The sequence below is a fragment of the Rhizobium mesoamericanum STM3625 genome, from assembly GCF_000312665.1.
Taxonomy (GTDB): Bacteria; Pseudomonadota; Alphaproteobacteria; order Rhizobiales; family Rhizobiaceae; genus Rhizobium; species Rhizobium mesoamericanum.
The window spans coordinates 2,814,375-2,831,103 of sequence record NZ_HF536772.1 but is presented as its reverse complement, the minus strand read 5'-3'; the positions used below and the strand labels follow the sequence as shown (position 1 = coordinate 2,831,103).

At 59.5% G+C, this 16,729-nt stretch carries 19 protein-coding genes; 9 read left to right on the top strand and 10 right to left on the bottom strand.

Going from position 1 to position 16,729, the window contains the following annotated elements:
• Positions 1–305 precede the first annotated feature (305 nt).
• Positions 306–863: an RBBP9/YdeN family alpha/beta hydrolase gene (locus BN77_RS13960; RefSeq protein ID WP_007532889.1), complete on the bottom strand. Its 558-nt coding sequence runs from the start codon at positions 861–863 to the stop codon at positions 306–308.
• 157 nt (positions 864–1,020) lie between these two features.
• Here BN77_RS13960 and BN77_RS13955 point away from each other — a divergent pair, with 157 nt between their 5' ends.
• Entirely contained in the window at positions 1,021–1,824 is an 804-nt protein-coding gene (locus BN77_RS13955; protein ID WP_007532888.1) for a DUF2189 domain-containing protein, read from the top strand.
• A 69-nt stretch (positions 1,825–1,893) separates the two neighbouring features.
• Positions 1,894–2,391 carry a low affinity iron permease family protein gene (locus tag BN77_RS13950; RefSeq protein ID WP_007532887.1) on the top strand — a complete coding sequence of 166 codons (498 nt, stop codon included), beginning with the start codon at positions 1,894–1,896 and terminating at the stop codon, positions 2,389–2,391.
• On the opposite strand, the gene purB is transcribed toward BN77_RS13950, so the two are convergent.
• The 4 genes from purB to BN77_RS13930 form a co-directional block, all read right to left on the bottom strand.
• A complete protein-coding gene (purB, locus tag BN77_RS13945) occupies positions 2,388–3,695 on the bottom strand; it encodes an adenylosuccinate lyase (RefSeq protein ID WP_007532885.1) in 1,308 nt (435 codons plus the stop codon). The two genes, BN77_RS13950 and purB, sit on opposite strands and share 4 nt — an antisense overlap.
• Before the next feature lie 63 nt (positions 3,696–3,758).
• Positions 3,759–4,250: a hypothetical protein gene (locus tag BN77_RS13940; RefSeq protein WP_007532883.1), complete on the bottom strand. Its 492-nt coding sequence runs from the start codon at positions 4,248–4,250 to the stop codon at positions 3,759–3,761.
• A 16-nt stretch (positions 4,251–4,266) separates the two neighbouring features.
• Positions 4,267–4,947 carry a ribulose-phosphate 3-epimerase gene (gene rpe / locus BN77_RS13935; protein ID WP_007532881.1) on the bottom strand — a complete coding sequence of 227 codons (681 nt, stop codon included), beginning with the start codon at positions 4,945–4,947 and terminating at the stop codon, positions 4,267–4,269.
• A 39-nt stretch (positions 4,948–4,986) separates the two neighbouring features.
• Positions 4,987–6,069 carry a branched-chain amino acid ABC transporter substrate-binding protein gene (locus tag BN77_RS13930; RefSeq protein WP_040677786.1) on the bottom strand — a complete coding sequence of 361 codons (1,083 nt, stop codon included), beginning with the start codon at positions 6,067–6,069 and terminating at the stop codon, positions 4,987–4,989.
• A 171-nt stretch (positions 6,070–6,240) separates the two neighbouring features.
• On the opposite strand from BN77_RS13930, the gene BN77_RS13925 reads away from it, so the two are divergent.
• From BN77_RS13925 to BN77_RS13895, 7 genes are read left to right on the top strand one after another with little or no spacing between them, the layout of a single operon-like run.
• Positions 6,241–6,735, top strand: a complete 495-nt coding sequence (locus BN77_RS13925) for a flavin reductase (protein WP_007532877.1) — start codon at positions 6,241–6,243, stop codon at positions 6,733–6,735.
• 23 nt (positions 6,736–6,758) lie between these two features.
• Positions 6,759–7,688, top strand: a complete 930-nt coding sequence (locus BN77_RS13920; RefSeq protein WP_007532875.1) for an AAA family ATPase — start codon at positions 6,759–6,761, stop codon at positions 7,686–7,688.
• Positions 7,689–7,691: 3 nt separating this feature from the next.
• Complete coding sequence (locus tag BN77_RS13915) at positions 7,692–8,954, top strand: vWA domain-containing protein (RefSeq protein ID WP_007532873.1); 1,263 nt, start codon at positions 7,692–7,694, stop codon at positions 8,952–8,954.
• Positions 8,951–9,280, top strand: coding sequence for an XdhC family protein (locus BN77_RS13910; protein WP_007532872.1), 330 nt, complete (start codon positions 8,951–8,953; stop codon positions 9,278–9,280). Before BN77_RS13915 ends, BN77_RS13910 begins: the two co-directional genes overlap by 4 nt.
• Positions 9,280–9,984, top strand: coding sequence for an XdhC family protein (locus BN77_RS13905; RefSeq protein ID WP_007532871.1), 705 nt, complete (start codon positions 9,280–9,282; stop codon positions 9,982–9,984). The genes BN77_RS13910 and BN77_RS13905 overlap by 1 nt, the downstream gene beginning before the upstream one ends.
• Positions 9,981–11,615, top strand: a complete 1,635-nt coding sequence (locus BN77_RS13900; RefSeq protein WP_007532869.1) for an NTP transferase domain-containing protein — start codon at positions 9,981–9,983, stop codon at positions 11,613–11,615. Before BN77_RS13905 ends, BN77_RS13900 begins: the two co-directional genes overlap by 4 nt.
• Positions 11,616–11,618: 3 nt before the next feature.
• Complete coding sequence (locus tag BN77_RS13895) at positions 11,619–11,936, top strand: TfoX/Sxy family protein (RefSeq protein WP_007532867.1); 318 nt, start codon at positions 11,619–11,621, stop codon at positions 11,934–11,936.
• Between the two features lie 3 nt (positions 11,937–11,939).
• On the opposite strand, the gene BN77_RS13890 is transcribed toward BN77_RS13895, so the two are convergent.
• The 5 genes from BN77_RS13890 to BN77_RS13870 all read right to left on the bottom strand — a co-directional run bounded on the left by BN77_RS13890 (position 11,940) and on the right by BN77_RS13870 (position 16,707).
• Positions 11,940–12,362 (bottom strand): NUDIX domain-containing protein, encoded by a 423-nt coding sequence (locus BN77_RS13890; protein ID WP_007532865.1) that lies wholly within the window; start codon positions 12,360–12,362, stop codon positions 11,940–11,942.
• 6 nt (positions 12,363–12,368) lie between these two features.
• Positions 12,369–13,856: a DEAD/DEAH box helicase gene (locus BN77_RS13885; protein ID WP_040677181.1), complete on the bottom strand. Its 1,488-nt coding sequence runs from the start codon at positions 13,854–13,856 to the stop codon at positions 12,369–12,371.
• 157 nt (positions 13,857–14,013) lie between these two features.
• Positions 14,014–15,312, bottom strand: a complete 1,299-nt coding sequence (locus BN77_RS13880) for a M23 family metallopeptidase (RefSeq protein ID WP_007532861.1) — start codon at positions 15,310–15,312, stop codon at positions 14,014–14,016.
• Between the two features lie 97 nt (positions 15,313–15,409).
• The gene (locus BN77_RS13875; RefSeq protein WP_007532858.1) at positions 15,410–16,237 is read right to left on the bottom strand and encodes a ferritin-like domain-containing protein; all 828 of its coding nucleotides are present in this window, start codon (positions 16,235–16,237) and stop codon (positions 15,410–15,412) included.
• The gene (locus BN77_RS13870; protein ID WP_007532855.1) at positions 16,234–16,707 is read right to left on the bottom strand and encodes a peroxiredoxin; all 474 of its coding nucleotides are present in this window, start codon (positions 16,705–16,707) and stop codon (positions 16,234–16,236) included. Before BN77_RS13870 ends, BN77_RS13875 begins: the two co-directional genes overlap by 4 nt.
• Positions 16,708–16,729: the final 22 nt, after the last annotated feature.

The window sequence follows — 16,729 nt, the reverse complement described above, 5'->3', positions numbered from 1 at the left end:
CGCTATATGCGTGTAACTTTTCCCTAACGTGCGTACACTTGGCTGGGAGCACCCGAGATCGGATCGATTGGGGAGGGACCAGCGTGTCTCCAGAATGGCCAATGTTTATACTGCAATGCATTGTTCTTGTGGGCTTGGCGGGCGTTCTCTTCATTCGCGGCGAAGGCGACTGAGGCCGCCATTTTCTAGGTAGCCGCCTATTCCAGGGATGCTCGAACCGAGGCTCCTCGTCAACGGCGTTGCTGATCGCACAAAACCTGTTCTGTCCAGCAACTCAGCCGGTGCTCTCAGGATCGAACGGGTGTCTAGGACCGCTTCAAGCGGCTCAAGAACTGCGCAAATACCATTGTGCCTTCCGGCCAGGGTCCGTGGCCGGATTCGCTGTTGATGTGCCCGGCCTCACCGGCGTCGATGAGGAGCGAACCCCAACTGGCCGCAATGTCATCGGCGTGCTCGTAACTGCCGAAGGGATCGTTGCGGCTAGCGATCGTGATAGTCGGAAATGGAAGTGGATCGCGCGGATAGGGGCCAAACGTCATCAGATGCTTCGGCCGTATTGCAGGATTGGCAACATCGGGGGGGGCCACGAAGAACGCCCCTGCCACTTCATTGCGGAAATGGGGGATAGCGTGGATGGCAGAGGGAATGCCAAGCGAATGCGCAACCAGCACGACAGGTCGCGTAGCTGAGTTCACTTCTTCGGCAATACGCTTCACCCAATCGTCGCGGACGGGCTTCGACCATTCAGCCTGCTCGACGCGACGAGCGGTGCTGAGCTTGGCTTCCCAGCGGCTTTGCCAGTGGTCGGGACCGGAGTTCGTATAACCGGGGATGATGAGGATTTCGGCGTCTGAAGCTTTCATGATGGCCCGATGTGAGAAAGCTTGGCGGCGATGTCAAGGGAGGGTGGGACAAGGCCGGCGAAATTTGTTATGTTTTCGGCGGTGCCGGTTGCGTCTCGTATCGGTGATATCGCCGATCCCTTCGCTGCCGGCTATCTTGGCTGAGGAGGAGAAAGCCATGACGGCATTCCATGTTATGTCGGGTGCAAGCGATGTCTACACACGCCCGGTCGTCAACAAGATCAGCGTTGCGGATGTCTTTGATGCGCTTAGGCGCGGGCTCGACGATTTTCGAGAAAAGCCATCCCACTATGTCTTTCTATGCCTGATGTATCCGATTGCCGGTATTTTCCTTGCGCTCGCAACATCAAGTGCCAACCTCCTGCCGATGGTATTCCCGCTGATATCAGGCTTCGCGCTGATCGGTCCCATCGCCGCGATCGGGCTCTATGAGATCAGCCGCAGGCGCGAAGCCGGCATGGACACCTCGTGGAAGCATGCTGTCGATGTCACGAGATCGCCGGCCTTCCCATCGATCGTTGCCGGCGGATTGCTGCTGTTCGGCTTCTTCGTCGTCTGGCTCGTCGCAGCGCAGACCCTTTATTCCAATGTCTTTGGCGATGTTTTTCCGCGCTCGATTTCCCTCTTTCTTTCCGAGATCTTCGGCACGCCTCAGGGTATGCAACTGATCATATGGGGACACGTGCTAGGTCTTGGCTTTGCCATCATCGTTCTGGCGACGACCGTCGTTACCTTCCCCTTGCTGCTGGATCGGGACGTTGGCCTCGTCTGTGCGATGGAAACTTCGGTGAGGGCAACCGTCGCTAACCCGATCCCCGTCTTCTGCTGGGGACTTATCATCGCCGTTTCCCTCATAGGCGGTACGATCCCGCTGTTTGTCGGACTAGCTCTGGTGATGCCAGTGCTCGGCCACGCCAGCTGGCACCTCTACAGGAAGCTCGTCGCCCCACCGGTCGTCTGACCGTCTGGACCGGGGAACTGGACCACCTCCCTTGGAGTTTCGCTGAGGCGAATACCGAGGAGGTTATGCATGGCTACGTCGCAACATCTGTTTACCCGCTTTGCCAGCAAGACGTCTGATTGGGCAGGGAGGCCGGTGGCGTTCGTGCTTGCCGTCGTGCTCGTCGCCGTCTGGGCAGCAACAGGCCCACTCTTCGACTTCTCGGAGACTTGGCAGCTGGTCATCAATACAGGAACGACGATCATCACGTTTCTGATGGTGTTCGTGTTGCAGAACGCACAGACCAGGGATGCTCGTGCCGTCCAGGCGAAGCTCAACGAAATTATTCTGACGAGCCACGCCGAAAACAAGTTCATCGGGATCGAGCACCTCGACAACGAGGATCTTGAGCGCTTGGATAGCCTTGTCGCCAAGGCCGCGAAGGGAGTGCAGGACGAGCGGACGAAACGAACGTCGGAAAAAACGAATGCCGGAAACGAGGCGAACGACCAAAGGGCATCGGCAAAGTCCCGTAGCCCAAACGGAAAACGGCGCCCTGGCGGACGCCGTTCCGGAAATTCAACTTAGGCAGCCCCGAAGACGCGCCGGAAGATCGTATCAACGTGTTTCGTGTGGTAGCCGAGGTCAAACTTCTCGCGGATTTCCTCTTCGGATAGCGCCGCCCGAACTTCCTGGTCCGCCAGCAGTTCCTCGAGGAAGTCCTTGCCCTGTTCCCAAACCTTCATCGCGTTGCGCTGAACGAGCCGGTAAGCGTCCTCACGCGAGACGCCTGCCTGCGTCAGCGCCAGAAGCACGCGCTGCGAATGCACAAGGCCACGGAATTTATCGAGATTCTTCATCATGTTGTCGGGATATACCACGAGCTTTTCGATGACCCCGGCCAAACGGTTGAGGGCGAAGTCGAGCGTGATCGTCGTATCCGGCCCGATAGCGCGCTCGACGCTCGAATGGCTGATGTCGCGCTCATGCCAGAGGGCGACGTTCTCCATGGCCGGAACCACGGACATGCGGACCAGGCGTGCGAGGCCCGTGAGATTCTCGGTCAGAACCGGATTGCGCTTATGCGGCATGGCCGAAGACCCCTTCTGGCCCGGCGAGAAGTATTCCTCGGCTTCCAGCACTTCCGTGCGCTGCATGTGGCGGATCTCGATCGCGACGTTCTCGATGGAAGACGCAATAACACCGAGTGTGGCAAAGAACATCGCGTGACGGTCGCGCGGGATGACCTGCGTCGAAACCGGCTCGGGGATCAGGCCGAGCTTGGCACAGACATGTTCCTCCACGCGTGGATCGATATTGGCGAAGGTGCCAACGGCGCCTGAAACCGCGCCAGTTGCGATTTCCGCACGCGCGGCCACCAGGCGCGCGCGATTGCGGCTCATTTCGGCATAGAAGCGGGCCAGCGTCAGGCCCATCGTGGTAGGCTCGGCATGGATGCCATGGCTGCGACCGATGCGGACGGTGTCCTTGTATTCGAAGGCGCGCCCCTTGAGCGCGGCAAGCAGGCGATCCATATCGGCAAGCAGAATATCGGCTGCGCGGACGAGCTGTATGTTCAGCGTGGTATCGAGAACGTCCGACGAGGTCATGCCCTGGTGAACAAAGCGGGCATCGGGTCCGACGATTTCCGAAAGGTGCGTCAGGAAGGCGATGACATCGTGCTTGGTGACGGCTTCGATTTCATCAATGCGCGCAACGTCGAACGTGGCCGCGCCGCCTCGTTCCCAGATCGTCTTGGCAGCGGATTTCGGAATGACGCCCAGTTCGGCGAGAGCATCGCAGGCGTGAGCCTCGATCTCGAACCAGATGCGGAATTTGCTTTCGGGCGACCAGATGGCGACCATCTCTGGCCGGGAGTAGCGCGGGATCATGGCTTCCTGCTTTCGTTCACAAAAGAAATGCTGGCGCCCCTGTAGCAAAGACAGGCGGCAATCTCAACGCATGCGTTTGGCAAGCGCAACACTGGTGCCGAAAAGGCAGAGGAGGCCTAGCGGAAGAAACAGGCGAATTCCGAGCACCGCAAACTGATAGACGGCGCTCGCTGCGGTGAAGACGAATTGGAAAACCCATGTCAGGGATCCAAAGGATGCGTGCCACGCTGAGTAGAAGACCCGGTAGTCCATAGCAAAAAGAAAGGCCGTCATCAGAATGGTGCCTGCGGCAAGTGTCAGGAAAAAGGCGGCAAACCGCGTTTCCAGGGGCCGTCGATGCGCAAGGAAACGCCCCAAGGGCAACATGAACAGCCAAGCGAGCAGCCCGCCTGCAAAATAGAGGATCGCGAGGTCGCGTACATGCGCCGTCTCCATCCCATTTCGCAGATAGAGCGCAGCCATAGCAGACGCGAGCATCTGCATGCCCCAGAGAATGGCGCCTGCGAAGAGATCGGAAAGGGGCGGACGAGCCGCCTTGAGCCGCTCTGAGATCAAGGACGGCTCACTTTCGTCACGGCTTGGTCTTGCCTTCGGCGGCACTGCGCAGCGCGCTGATCGCGGACTTGTAGGTGTCGACCGAACCGCCCTTGAAGATCGCCGAACCGGCGACGAGAACGTTGCCGCCGGCCTTTCCGATGATTGGCGCGGTGTCGACCGTCACGCCGCCATCAACCTCGAGATCGATTGGCCTATCACCGATCAGTGACCGGGCGGCGGCGATCTTGTCGGCCATTGCGGGGATGAATTTCTGCCCGCCGAAGCCAGGATTGACGGACATGATGAGGATCAGGTCGACGTCGTCCAGCACGTTCTCGACTGCCGAAAGCGGCGTGGCCGGATTGATCGTCACGCCAACCTTCTTGCCCAGGCTTCGCACCGTCTGCAGCGAGCGGTGGAGATGTGGCCCGGCTTCTGCATGGACGGTGATGCGATCGCATCCCGCCTTGGCGAAGGCCTCGAGGTATGGGTCGACAGGGGCAATCATGAGATGGCAATCGAAAACCGCATCCGTGTAGGAACGCAGCGACTTGATCATATCAGGACCGAACGAAATGTTGGGCACGAAATGACCGTCCATAACATCGAGATGGATCCAATCGGCGCCGGCCGCTACCACGTCGCGGACTTCCTGGCCAAGTTTGGCAAAATCGGCAGCCAGGACGGATGGCGCGATGCGAATGGGCGTAGTCATTGAAGTCTCTCCGTATGACCGATGTCGCGGTGAAACGTCCTATTCGATCGGCGCACTTGGCGGGACGAACGAACCGGCGTGCCACTGCAGCATACGGTAGGGGTTATCGGCCAATTCATGGCCGGCATTGAAGGCAACTTTTCCGATGACCGTCTCGAAGGACGTGCCGCCAATGTGCTGCGCGACGGGCCGGTCGTCCGCGCTTGCGTCCTGGGCAGCTTTCGCAGCGATCTCCACTGCGGCATAGGCAGGCAGCACATAGCCCTCGGGCTCGACACCGCTCGCTCGAAACGCATCGACCACCGGCTTGGCTTCCGGTCGGGCGGAATAGTCGGGTAGTACCACCGCGAGAACGCCATCGGCAAGCGAAAGAGGCTGGTCGGCCGCACGCATGGTATCGCCGCCAAGAATATCGAGATGGATCTTTTCCGCCAGCGCATCACGCGCAATGACGGCAACGTCGCTGCGATCGCCGCCGACAAACACCTTTGTCGCCCCGGCTTTCTTCAGTCGCCGCACGAGCGCGACCTGCTGCTCCTGGCCAGGTCGATAGGTGTCGGTGAAGACGGGTTTGAGGCCCTTTTCCTCAAGGGCGTTGCGGATTGCTTCCGTAAGTTCCCGACCATGGATTGTGCCATCCTCGATCAGGGCGATCGGAAAGGCCGCCCATTCGCGCAAGATCACCTCGATGATCTTCTCGGCTTCGGCGCCATCGGCTGGCGTCAGCCGGTAGACCGGCCAGCCATTTTTTAGGGCATCTTCCATGAGGATGCGTGAGCGTACGGAGACGGTGATCGCCGGAATATTGGCGTCCTTCAACTTCGGCAAGGCGCCCTCGAGCGTCTCGCTGCAGAGAAAACCGATGGCGACCTGGACCTTCGCATTGATCAGCGCATCGGCAATGGCCGCACCGCTGTTTTCCTCGCAGGTCTCTCCGACCGTAACGATCGCGTTGCCGTCCTGCTTTATCTTGGCAGTGGCACCCGCGATGATCTGCGCTCCAATTGGCGCGAGGTTGCCACTCTGTGGCGCTACGACACCAATCGTAAGCCCGGCGGCATGGCATTCTGCGGCCGCAATGAGCAGCATCGGCAGAAGTGCTAGGCCACGCATAGTATTCATAAAAGCTGCAGGTCCCTGTCGTTTGTCCTGCTCTTTTATCCGTCCGGCATCGATCGTCAAAGAAAAACGCACAATTGGCAAGCTTTTCGCCCGGCTTTTGTAGAAAAGGTAACCGATCACCTTCATATTACGGGAAACAGCAAGCTGGCGAACGCCGGATGGAGAATGCATTTGTTGAATAAGCAACCAATCGATCCGCGTCTCTACCGGGATGCGATGAGCCGTTTTGGAGGCCACGTGCAGCTCGTGACGACCGCAATCAGCGAGGAGCGCCGGGGCGTTACGATCACCGCCGCTTGCTCGGTAACGGATAGCCCTGCCACCGTCCTCGTGTGTCTAAACAACAGCAATCCGAAAAACGACATCTTCTTCCGCAGCGGTATCTTCGCATTGAACACGCTTGCGGCGCACCATCAAGCGCTTGCCGACGCTTTTTCCGGCCGTATGCAGATCACAAATGAAGAGCGTTTCGCGACGGGCGTCTTTGACAAGCTCGTCACCGGCGCGCCCATTCTTCACGACGCTCTTGCCTCCTTCGATTGCCGCGTTAGCGAAATCAAGGAAATGTCGACACACCATATCATTTTCGGTGAGGTGGTGGCGGTGCGATACAACGAGGCGAAGCCGGCGCTTGTCTATATGAACCGGGACTATCACACGCTATAACTCCTTACAAAAAGGGAGGAAACATGCCGGATCAAGCGTGTCAGCCGCTGCCTTCGTCGATCGACGAGACGATCGCGATGCTGGGTGATCAGGACTATTTGGCAGGGCGGGCGCTTGGAACGGTGCTCTTCCTGGCCCTAAAGATGAAGCGGCCTCTCTTTCTTGAGGGGGAGGCGGGCGTCGGTAAGACGGAGATTGCCAAAGTTCTGTCGAAGGCTTTAGGGCGACCGCTGATCCGCCTGCAATGCTACGAAGGGCTGGATATTTCATCCGCTGTCTACGAATGGAACTACCCCGCACAGATGCTGGAAATTCGGTTGGCCGAAGCGTCCGGCTTGACCGACCGGGACAGAATAGAATCCGATATCTTCTCCGAGCGATACCTGATCCGCCGGCCCGTGCTGCAGGCTTTATCCAGTGCCGATGGTCGGGCACCCGTCTTTCTAATCGATGAGCTCGATCGTACCGATGAGGCGTTCGAAGCCTTTCTGCTGGAGGTTCTTTCCGACTTTCAGGTCACGATCCCCGAGCTTGGCACCATCCGCGCCGCCGAACCGCCGATCGTCATCATCACCACGAACCGGACGCGCGAGGTCCACGACGCTCTAAAGAGACGTTGCCTCTACCATTGGGTCGATTATCCCAATGCGCCGCAGGAGCTGGAGATCATTCGCCGGAAGGTACCGGATTGCAATGCCGCACTGTCCGCGCAGATCGTTGCCTATGTGCAGAAGCTTCGGACATTGGATCTTTTCAAAAACCCCGGAGTTGCCGAAACGATTGACTGGGCGACGGCGCTGACGGAACTCGACCGTCTTGCGCTCGATCCGGAAACGATCTCCGATACGATCGGAACACTGCTCAAATACCAGGACGATATCGCGCGCATTCAAGGCAGCGACGGCGTCAAAGTTCTGGACGATATAAAGAGCGAACTGCAGGCGGCAGGGTAGCTGATGGATCCGACAAGCGGACAGGATGTGATCGCCGTTGCGCCCCTTCCGGTCGGCGACCGACGGTTTGCCGACAACGTCGTTTTCTTTGCCAGAGCATTGCGAAAGGCCGGCATGAAAATCGGGCCGGCGGCGATCGTCGATGCCATTGATGCGGTCGAGGCAATCGGCATCGGGTCGCGCGAGGAATTTCACGCCGCCCTGTCGTCCGTCTTCGTTAAGCGGCACGAAGACAAGCCGGTCTTCGACGAGGCGTTTCGCCTTTTCTGGCGCTCGCGCGACCTTGTCGAAAAGATGATCGCGATGATGTCACCACGGGCGCCGGATACACGCGCAAGGGAGAAAGCAAAGCCCGGCGCAAGCCGCGCCGCGGACGCCTTGCTCGGCGAGCGTCGGGACAACAAGCCGCCGCGCGACGAACCCGACATCGAGATCGACGCGCGCTTCACCATGTCCGGCAATGAGGTCTTCCGGCGAATGGATTTTGCCCAAATGTCCGCGTTGGAGACTGCTGCTGCCAAGAAGGCTCTCGCGAAACTGCAGTTGCCATTGGATAAGGTGCCCACTCGGCGCTTTCGGCCATCGCATGTCCACACTCGTGTCGACCCGCGTGCGACAATGCGGGCCGCACTGCGCAGCGGGGCAGGTCTCATTCTTCCGCGATATCGTGAAATCCGCGAGGTCCAGCCGCCCTTGGTGGTTCTTGCCGATATCTCCGGCTCCATGAGCCAGTACACGCGAATCTTTCTACACTTTCTCCATGTCCTGACAGAGAAGCGCCGGCGGGTTCATACCTTTTTGTTCGGTACACGCCTCACGAACGTCACCCGGCAGATGCGACATAAGGATCCCGACGAGGCAATGGACGAATGTGCAGCTGCCGTAAAGGACTGGTCCGGAGGAACTCGGATCGGGGAGACGCTGAAAGAGTTCAATCGGCTCTGGGCTCGGCGTGTCCTCGGGCAAGGCGCGATCGTGCTGCTTATCACCGACGGGCTGGAGCGCGAGGGAACGGATATGCTCGCAACCGAGATTGACAGGCTGCATCGTTCCTGCCGGCGTCTCATCTGGCTCAATCCACTGCTGCGCTTCGATGGCTTCGAGCCGCGGGCACGTGGCGTGCGCGCGATGCTTCCGCATGTTGACGAATTCCGACCGGTTCACAATCTATCATCCTTGAGCGACCTCGCGGCGGCACTCGGCGCGACCAGATCGACCACGTACGATCCGCGCCGGTATCTTGAAACCTTGAAAGGCATCGCATGACAGTGACGTCCTTTGACCTTGATCCACTGATGTTGGCGGAAGCCTGGCAAAAGGGCGGCCGGGACGTTGCTGTTGCCACGGTGATCGAGACGTGGGGCTCGGCGCCACGTCCGGCGGGAAGCCATCTGGTGATTGACCGCGATGGCAATTTCGAAGGGTCTGTATCTGGCGGTTGCGTCGAGGGTGCCGTTATTGCCGAGGCTCTAGACGTGATCGCCGACGGCAAAGCAAAGATGCTCGAATTTGGCGTGGCGGATGAAACTGCATGGCGGGTCGGCCTTTCCTGTGGTGGCCGTATTCGCATTTATGTTGAAAGGCTCGATTGATGGATGCCGCAAATCTTGCGCGGCTCAATGACGCTCGGCGGGCTCGCCGGGCTGCCATACTGCTGACCGATCTCGATAGCGGTCGCGACAGCGTCGTCATCGAGGGAGATTTGGTAGAGCCTCCGCTACAGGATGCCGTCGAGGCAGCCTTGCGCTCCGGTAGATCGACGGCAATCGACGTCGAGGGACATCGCTACTTTCTGAACGTGCATCTGCCGCCGGCCCATATCGTGATCATCGGTGCCGTTCATATCAGTCAGGTCCTCGCGCAGATGGCATCTCTCGCCGGTTTCGATGTGCGGATCATCGACCCGCGAACGGCATTCGCCACGCCAGAACGGTTCCTCGGCATCGATCTGACTGCGGATTGGCCCGTTGATGTGCTCAAGGATCGTCCGCTGGACGCCTATAGCGCGCTCGTCGCAGTGACGCATGACCCGAAGATAGACGATTACCCGATTGCCGAGGCGTTGCGGATCGGCTGTTTCTACGTCGGAGCCCTCGGAAGCCGCAAGACGCACGCGGCGCGATTGGAACGCCTGCGCGCCGATCGCGTAGACGAGGCGGCACTTGGCAGGATCAGCGCGCCGATCGGGCTGAACATCGGTGCGGCGAGCCCCGCCGAAATCGCGCTCGCCATTCTCGCCGAGATCGTCCAGACGCTGCGGACACGGGCCATATCGCCAATTGGTGACAAGAAATGAAATTCGGTTCGTTTTCCGTCGACGTCGCAGACGGCTTGATTCTCGCGCATGCGCTGAAGCTTGCAGGCGGCAGCTTGCCGAAAGGTCACAGGATCGACGCCAGTGATGTCGCCAGGCTGCGCGGCGAAGGCATAGAGCATGTGATCGCGGCGCGCATGGAGCCGGGCGACATCGGCGAGGACGAGGCGGCGAAACGACTTGCCCAGGCCGTTGCGCCCGACCACCTGCGCTTCTCGGAGGCCTCCACGGGGCGGGTGAATGTGTATTCGACCGTTGACGGGCTGTTCATTGCAAGCCGCACTTCGGTTGACCGACTGAACAGGATCGACCCGGCCATAACGCTTGCCTGCTTGAACGACCATGTGCCCGTTCGGAAGGGCGATATGGTTGCAACATTCAAGATCATTCCGCTCGCCGTTTCCGGCGCAAAACTCGAAATTGCGTGCGAGGTACTGCGGGCCACATCCGCATTCGAGGTGAAACCCTTTGCCAGTCGATCAGTCTCACTGATTGCGACCGAGCTGCCATCGCTGAAGCCAGCGGTGATGGACAAGACGGCGCGGGTGCTTTCCCGCCGGTTGATTGCATCCGGCAGTCATCTCGTGAGGGAAGCCCGGGTCGCTCATCGAGTGGAGCCGGTTGCAAAGGCGCTACGAGACGTCGTGGGTGTGCCCGATGAGGCGCCAAAACTGCTCGTCCTTTTCGGAGCGTCCGCCGTAATCGACGACGAGGATGTAATCCCCGAGGCTATTCGACAGGCGGGGGGCGAAGTGGTGCAAGTCGGCATGCCTGTGGATCCGGGTAACCTCCTCGTTCTCGGGCACATTGGCGACATTCCCGTAATCGGGGCACCGGGATGTGCACGCAGCCCGAAAGAGAATGGCTTCGACTGGGTACTGGATCGGATCCTGGCCGGTGAACAACCGAGCGCAATCGACATCAGCGGCATGGGCGTGGGAGGTCTTCTGATGGAAATTCAAACACGGCCGAGCATTCGCGAGGCAGAGGCGCGCTTTGTCCCTGCGGGCAATGTTGCGACGGTCCTTCTCGCCGCAGGCAAAGCCAGCCGGATGGGCGAGGGCGGTCCACACAAGCTGCTCGCAGAGTTTGACGGTGTGCCGCTTATTCGGCGATCGGCGATGAACGCGATCGGCAGTCGGTCGTCGTCGGTCATCGTCGTGACCGGACATCGCAAGAACGACATCGAAGCGGCACTGTCCGGGCTGAAGGCGACGACAGTCCACAATCCGGACTATGCCTCTGGCATGGCTTCGTCGCTCGCCACAGGATTTTCCGTTGAGCAGGCGCGGGAGGCGGATGGAATCCTGGTTATGTTGGCCGATATGCCGGGCGTCTCCAGTGGCGATCTCGATGCACTGATTACGGCATTCAGGCAAGCAAACGGCCAGTCGATCATCCGTGCCGTCTCGCGCGGCAAGCGGGGCAATCCCGTGATTATCCCGAAGTCGCTATTCGATGAGGTCATGAGGCTGGAAGGTGACGTCGGGGCGCGACACATCATCGAAACGTCGGGAGTGCCTGTGGTAGACATCGACATCGGCGACGCGGCTCATCTGGATGTGGACACGCCCGAGGCCGTCATTGCGGCAGGTGGAATTTTGAAGGGTTGAGGGATGGACGCGGCGGCGATCGAAGAAATATTTCAGGGGCTTGGCCCCGTCACTATCAAACGGATGTTCGGCGGCAAAGGAATCTACCACATGGGCCGGATCGTTGCAGTCGAGGTGCGAGGCGAGATGTTGCTGAAAGCCGACGAGCAGAGCGCGCCCGAATTCGCCGCGGCAGGGGCGACGCAATGGGCTTATGATGGCAAGAAGGGAAATCCGGTGAAAATGCCATACTGGTCGATCCCCGATGATGCCTATGACGACCCCGATCTTATGGCGCGGTGGGTACGCCTTGCCTATGAGGCAGCGCTCCGGTCGGAATGAGGCCTAGAGAAGTTCGTCGGCTTTCAGTCTGGCCATGGCGGCCGCCGCGAATGCGGAGAGAGGCTGAGGGAGGTCGGAACGGCTGAACCAGCCGAAGTCAGAGAGCTTTTCTGGCTCTGTGAGATTCGGTTCGCCGTCGAATTCTGAGGCAATATAGAGCAGGGAAACCCAGTGCTGTCCATCGGCGTTGCTGATGACTTCCGCGGGGCCGAGGAGACTGACGCGGCCAATCGATAGGCCGGTCTCTTCTTCCGCTTCACGACGCGCCGCCTGCTCGGTCGGCTCCATGTGATCGACCTTGCCGCCCACGATGCTCCAGTGGCCGGCCTCTGGCGGGCGGATACGCTTGTAAAGCAGGATCTTGCGGTCACGCAAAATCACAAGGCCAACACCGACCCCTGGAAAATCGATGCCTGGCGTGCCCATAACGCGTCAGATCTTGGCGTTAGCCGTGATCAACATGAAGGCAGGAATTTCATCGCCGAAGCCGACTGGCGTCGGGCCGTCGTCGTGGTCGCGGTAGCGGCGGCGGTCTCGATTGTCATCATTTGCCGGGTAAGGACGGCTGACGCGCGAGCTCTGCTGCGGCTTGTTCTGTTCTGCTTTGCGCTCTTGCTTCACGCTTTCGACCTTTGCTGGTGCTGCTGTTTCCATCGTCTCGACGTCATTATCCGCGACGCCGATATCAGATTTATGACCTCCACGGCCCTTGCCGCGGCCGCGGTCCTTGTCTCGACCCTTGCGACGCGAGCGATCGTCGTCGCGGCTAGGTTCGGCAGGGGGCAAGGCAGATAGGTCGCCGTTCAACCACTCGACCTTCTCGCCGATCAGCTTTTCGATTGCGTCGGCGTGCTTCTGGTCGTGGCGGGTGACGATGGTGAATGCAGCCCCGGAACGGCCTGCGCGGCCGGTACGGCCAATGCGATGAACATAGTCCTCAGAATGGATCGGAACATCGAAATTGAAAACGTGGCTTACATCAGGGATGTCGAGACCGCGAGCGGCGACATCGGAAGCCACAAGAAGCTGGAGATTACCGTCCTTGAAGTTCTGCAGCATGGTCATGCGCGAGCGCTGATCCATGTCACCGTGCAGAGCGCCGGCAGAAAAGCCATGACGATCCAGGGACCGGAAGAGATCGGATACGTCCTTCTTACGGTTGCAGAAGATGATCGCGTTCTTCAGATCGGTCTGCGACTTGACGAGGTCGCGCAAAACGGCGCGCTTCTCGTAATCCTTGCCATGCGAGGCAACGAAACGCTGCGTTACGGTCTTTGCGGTCGACGCCGGCTTGGCAACCTCGATGCGTTCCGGATTCTGCAGGAAGCGATCGGCCAGCTTCTGAATCTCAGGCGGCATGGTGGCTGAGAAGAACAGCGTCTGGCGGGTGAACGGAATGAGCTTGGCGATACGCTCGATATCGGGAATGAAACCCATGTCGAGCATGCGGTCGGCCTCGTCGATGACCAAAATCTCAACACCGCTCATCAGGAGCTTGCCGCGCTCGAAATGGTCGAGCAGGCGGCCAGGTGTGCAGATCAGCACATCGGCGCCGCGCTCAAGCTTGCGATCCTGATCTTCGAAGGAGACGCCACCGATCAGCAGGGCGACATTTAACCGGTGATTCTTGCCGTACTTTTCAAAGTTCTCCGCGACCTGCGCAGCCAACTCGCGTGTCGGCTCAAGGATGAGCGTGCGCGGCATTCGGGCGCGGGCACGTCCCTTTTCCAACAGCGACAGCATCGGCAGGACGAAGGATGCGGTCTTCCCCGTTCCGGTCTGTGCAATACCGCAAATATCGCGGCGCTCGAGCGCAAAAGGAATCGCGCCAGCCTGGATCGGAGTTGGCGTCGTGTAGCCCGCGTCAGTCACAGCGGAAAGCACTTTTTGGCTCAAGCCAAGATCAGCAAATGTCGTCAAAGGGAAAACTGTTTCCGTTCCGGTTCGGCCGTACTCTGGTTGAGTCGGCATGATTGCGTGCCGCAATGCAGCGCGACATAAGCCGAAACTGCCCTTAAGTCAAGGAATACAGGCTTTGCGACCAGTGCAGAGGTAAAGACGTGGTTATTGCGTGTCGTTACTTCATGTAACTGGCAAGCTTCAAGCCCGCATTCATGAAGTAAATAGGGTCGAGGGCGCGCCCATCTTGACGGACCTCGTAGTGCAAATGCGTGCCGGTGGAGCGGCCGGTGCTGCCGGCGAGGCCGATCACGTCATTGCGGTCTACCTTGTCGCCGACTTTCACGAGAATTTCCGACATATGGCCATAGCGGGTGGAAATGCCGTTGCCATGGTCCACCTCGACCATGTTGCCGTAGCCACCCGTCCAGCCGGCGGCGATCACCTTGCCCGGCGCTGTCGGGCGCACTTTCTCGCCCGGGGTAAAGCGGAAGTCGATGCCGGAGTGCAGCGCCAGGCGCCCAAGGAAGGGATCGCGCCTGTTGCCGAACGAACTGGTGATCTCCTTTCCGACAGCAGGATTTTGGAAGGGCAGCGAATCCGCCGTGATGCGCACCATCTCCAGGCGCGTGAGGGCATCATCGAGCTGTGAAAGCGAGCTGTCGAAATCATCAGTGGTTTCCGGTTCGACATAGGGACCGCCGATTGCGCTGTCGTCTTGCTTCACGCGTTCGGCCGGCACCGAAATGCGGAAACGCGTGAGCACCCTGGATATAGCATCGGCTGCGCCTCCCGCATCGCTTGTCAGCTGCGCGATGCGAGTGCGCTGCTTCTGCTCGATGTCCTTCAACGACAGCGTCACCTTGGAGAAAACCCGGTCGGCACGATCGCCGACGGTCTCCCTTGGCGGCAGAGCGCCCAGCGTATCGTTGTCAGGCGTCACGTCGGCCGGTTCGTCATTGCCGGCAAGCTGATTTTCAATGGCCTGAACAGCCCCCGAAAGCGAGGCTCGCTTGTCTTTGGTTTCAGGAGCGTAGGACTGCAGTGGTGTCGTCTCCTTGCCACCCAGCCCAGAATTCTCGGCGCGATCGAGAAGGGAGTCCAGCTTGCCGTGGCGCGTGGTGAGCGCCAATTGCTGCTCCATGAGTTTGTCGACCTTGTCTTCGACAACCTGCTGATCGAGCAACTGACGCGACGTAACGCGGTCCACCTGAGCGCGCAGGGCGGCGATTCGGTCTTCGTAGTCATGCTGCATGCGCGCCTGTCTTGCCATCGTCGCACCGATCAGGTCGTCACGCAGCACGAGATAGGACGTGGCCAGAAGATAGCCGATTGCAAAGACGCCGACGAAGCAGACGACGAGTGCCACCATCCAGGGCCTGACAGTCAGATGACGGACCCGATCGCCGCTCGCCAGGATCAGTATATGCTGTTGTTTTCTCTGACCGAATACGCGGCTTTGCTGTGCATGCGTCACGGAGTATCTCCCAATTGACGGCTGATGCCTCAATTGCCGCAATTACGCATGATTATGGTTAATATTTACTTAGGTCAGCATGGCTGTCGCTATGAGATCAGGCGTTGCTCGTCGATGTCAGCGAACGATAGAACGACGGCGTCAGGCCGGCTTCGGCTCGCGCGATGTCGTTGAAGGGAGGCTTTAACGGACCACGGAAATTGGCGCGCACAAGTTCGTGGAATGTTCGTGCCGGATCCCGCCTTTCGCGTACGCAGAGAAAACGGAACCATTTGGCGCCAATCGCAACGTGACCTTTCTCGTCGTTGTAAATGACATCGAGCACAGCCGCACTCTCGAAATCTCCGGTTTCGCGCATTTTTGCTTGCAGCGACGGCGTCACGTCCAACCCGCGCGCCTCGAGGATGAGCGGGACAACGGCCAGTCGCGCCGTCAGGTCATTCCTGGTCGAATGCGCAGCCTGCCACAGACCATCGTGGGCGGGCAGGTCACCATAGTCTGCTCCCAGGTCTTTCAGGCGGGCACGCACCATGCGGAAGTGTTTTGCTTCCTCGAAAGCGACCTGCATCCACCCGTCGAAGAAGGAGTTCGGCACCGGTTCGGTCGCGAATCGCGCCACGATATCAAGCGCCAAGTCGACCGCATTAAGCTCGATATGGGCGATGGCATGCAGCAACGCGATGCGCCCTTTGACGGTATGCAAGGAACGCCTCTCGACCAGGGTCGGCGGTATCAGAACTGGCTTGTCTGGACGGCCTGGCCTCTCGGGAACCGGCGCGTCGAGCGGCGAACGCAGTGACAGCGTGCGACCGAACCAACGTATGGCGGTTTCCTGGGCAAGCGTGGTCTTCTCATCGAGATCCGCCGCGCCGATCGCACCGATCGCTCCCCCACGCAGGGATGTGATGCTGGAGCGAGGCGTCATTGCGACAGGTTCTGCACCGCGGCCAGCACGATTTCAGCGTGACCAGGCACCTTCACCTTCTGCCAGATCGTTCCTATCGTCCCGTCCTCGCGCACCAGAAATGTCGTGCGCTCCACACCCATGAAATGGCGACCATACATGGTCTTCTGCTTCCACACGCCATAGGCCTGAAGTGTCGTCTTTTCTTCATCAGACGCCAGGACAACCGCAAGATTGTGCTTCTTGATGAACCGGTCATGGCATTTCACGGAATCCGGGGACATGCCGATGACGGCAGCGCCAGCTTTTTCAAACTCATCAGCAAGTGCGGTGAAGGCAAGCGATTCTGCTGTGCATCCCGTCGTGTCGTCCTTGGGATAGAAGAAAAGCACCAGCGGCTTGCCGCGGAAATCAGCCAGCGAAACGCGGCCTCCACCGTCGCGCGGAAGATCGAAGTCGGGCGCCGCGGCGCCGATGCTGATATCCGCCATGGAGAGACCTTTCTTTTGCCGA

What these genes read in the sequence shown, in the direction of transcription:
- BN77_RS13905 (WP_007532871.1), top strand. Translation starts at nt 9,280, where the DNA reads ATGGATGCCGCAAATCTTGCGCGGCTCAATGACGCTCGGCGGGCTCGC.
- BN77_RS13900 (WP_007532869.1), top strand. Translation starts at nt 9,981, where the DNA reads ATGAAATTCGGTTCGTTTTCCGTCGACGTCGCAGACGGCTTGATTCTC.
- BN77_RS13960 (WP_007532889.1), bottom strand. Translation starts at nt 863, where the DNA reads ATGAAAGCTTCAGACGCCGAAATCCTCATCATCCCCGGTTATACGAAC.
- rpe (WP_007532881.1), bottom strand. Translation starts at nt 4,947, where the DNA reads ATGACTACGCCCATTCGCATCGCGCCATCCGTCCTGGCTGCCGATTTT.
- BN77_RS13920 (WP_007532875.1), top strand. Translation starts at nt 6,759, where the DNA reads ATGCCGGATCAAGCGTGTCAGCCGCTGCCTTCGTCGATCGACGAGACG.
- BN77_RS13915 (WP_007532873.1), top strand. Translation starts at nt 7,692, where the DNA reads ATGGATCCGACAAGCGGACAGGATGTGATCGCCGTTGCGCCCCTTCCG.
- purB (WP_007532885.1), bottom strand. Translation starts at nt 3,695, where the DNA reads ATGATCCCGCGCTACTCCCGGCCAGAGATGGTCGCCATCTGGTCGCCC.
- BN77_RS13870 (WP_007532855.1), bottom strand. Translation starts at nt 16,707, where the DNA reads ATGGCGGATATCAGCATCGGCGCCGCGGCGCCCGACTTCGATCTTCCG.
- BN77_RS13955 (WP_007532888.1), top strand. Translation starts at nt 1,021, where the DNA reads ATGACGGCATTCCATGTTATGTCGGGTGCAAGCGATGTCTACACACGC.
- BN77_RS13910 (WP_007532872.1), top strand. Translation starts at nt 8,951, where the DNA reads ATGACAGTGACGTCCTTTGACCTTGATCCACTGATGTTGGCGGAAGCC.
- BN77_RS13890 (WP_007532865.1), bottom strand. Translation starts at nt 12,362, where the DNA reads ATGGGCACGCCAGGCATCGATTTTCCAGGGGTCGGTGTTGGCCTTGTG.
- BN77_RS13895 (WP_007532867.1), top strand. Translation starts at nt 11,619, where the DNA reads ATGGACGCGGCGGCGATCGAAGAAATATTTCAGGGGCTTGGCCCCGTC.
- BN77_RS13875 (WP_007532858.1), bottom strand. Translation starts at nt 16,237, where the DNA reads ATGACGCCTCGCTCCAGCATCACATCCCTGCGTGGGGGAGCGATCGGT.
- BN77_RS13950 (WP_007532887.1), top strand. Translation starts at nt 1,894, where the DNA reads ATGGCTACGTCGCAACATCTGTTTACCCGCTTTGCCAGCAAGACGTCT.
- BN77_RS13930 (WP_040677786.1), bottom strand. Translation starts at nt 6,069, where the DNA reads ATGAATACTATGCGTGGCCTAGCACTTCTGCCGATGCTGCTCATTGCG.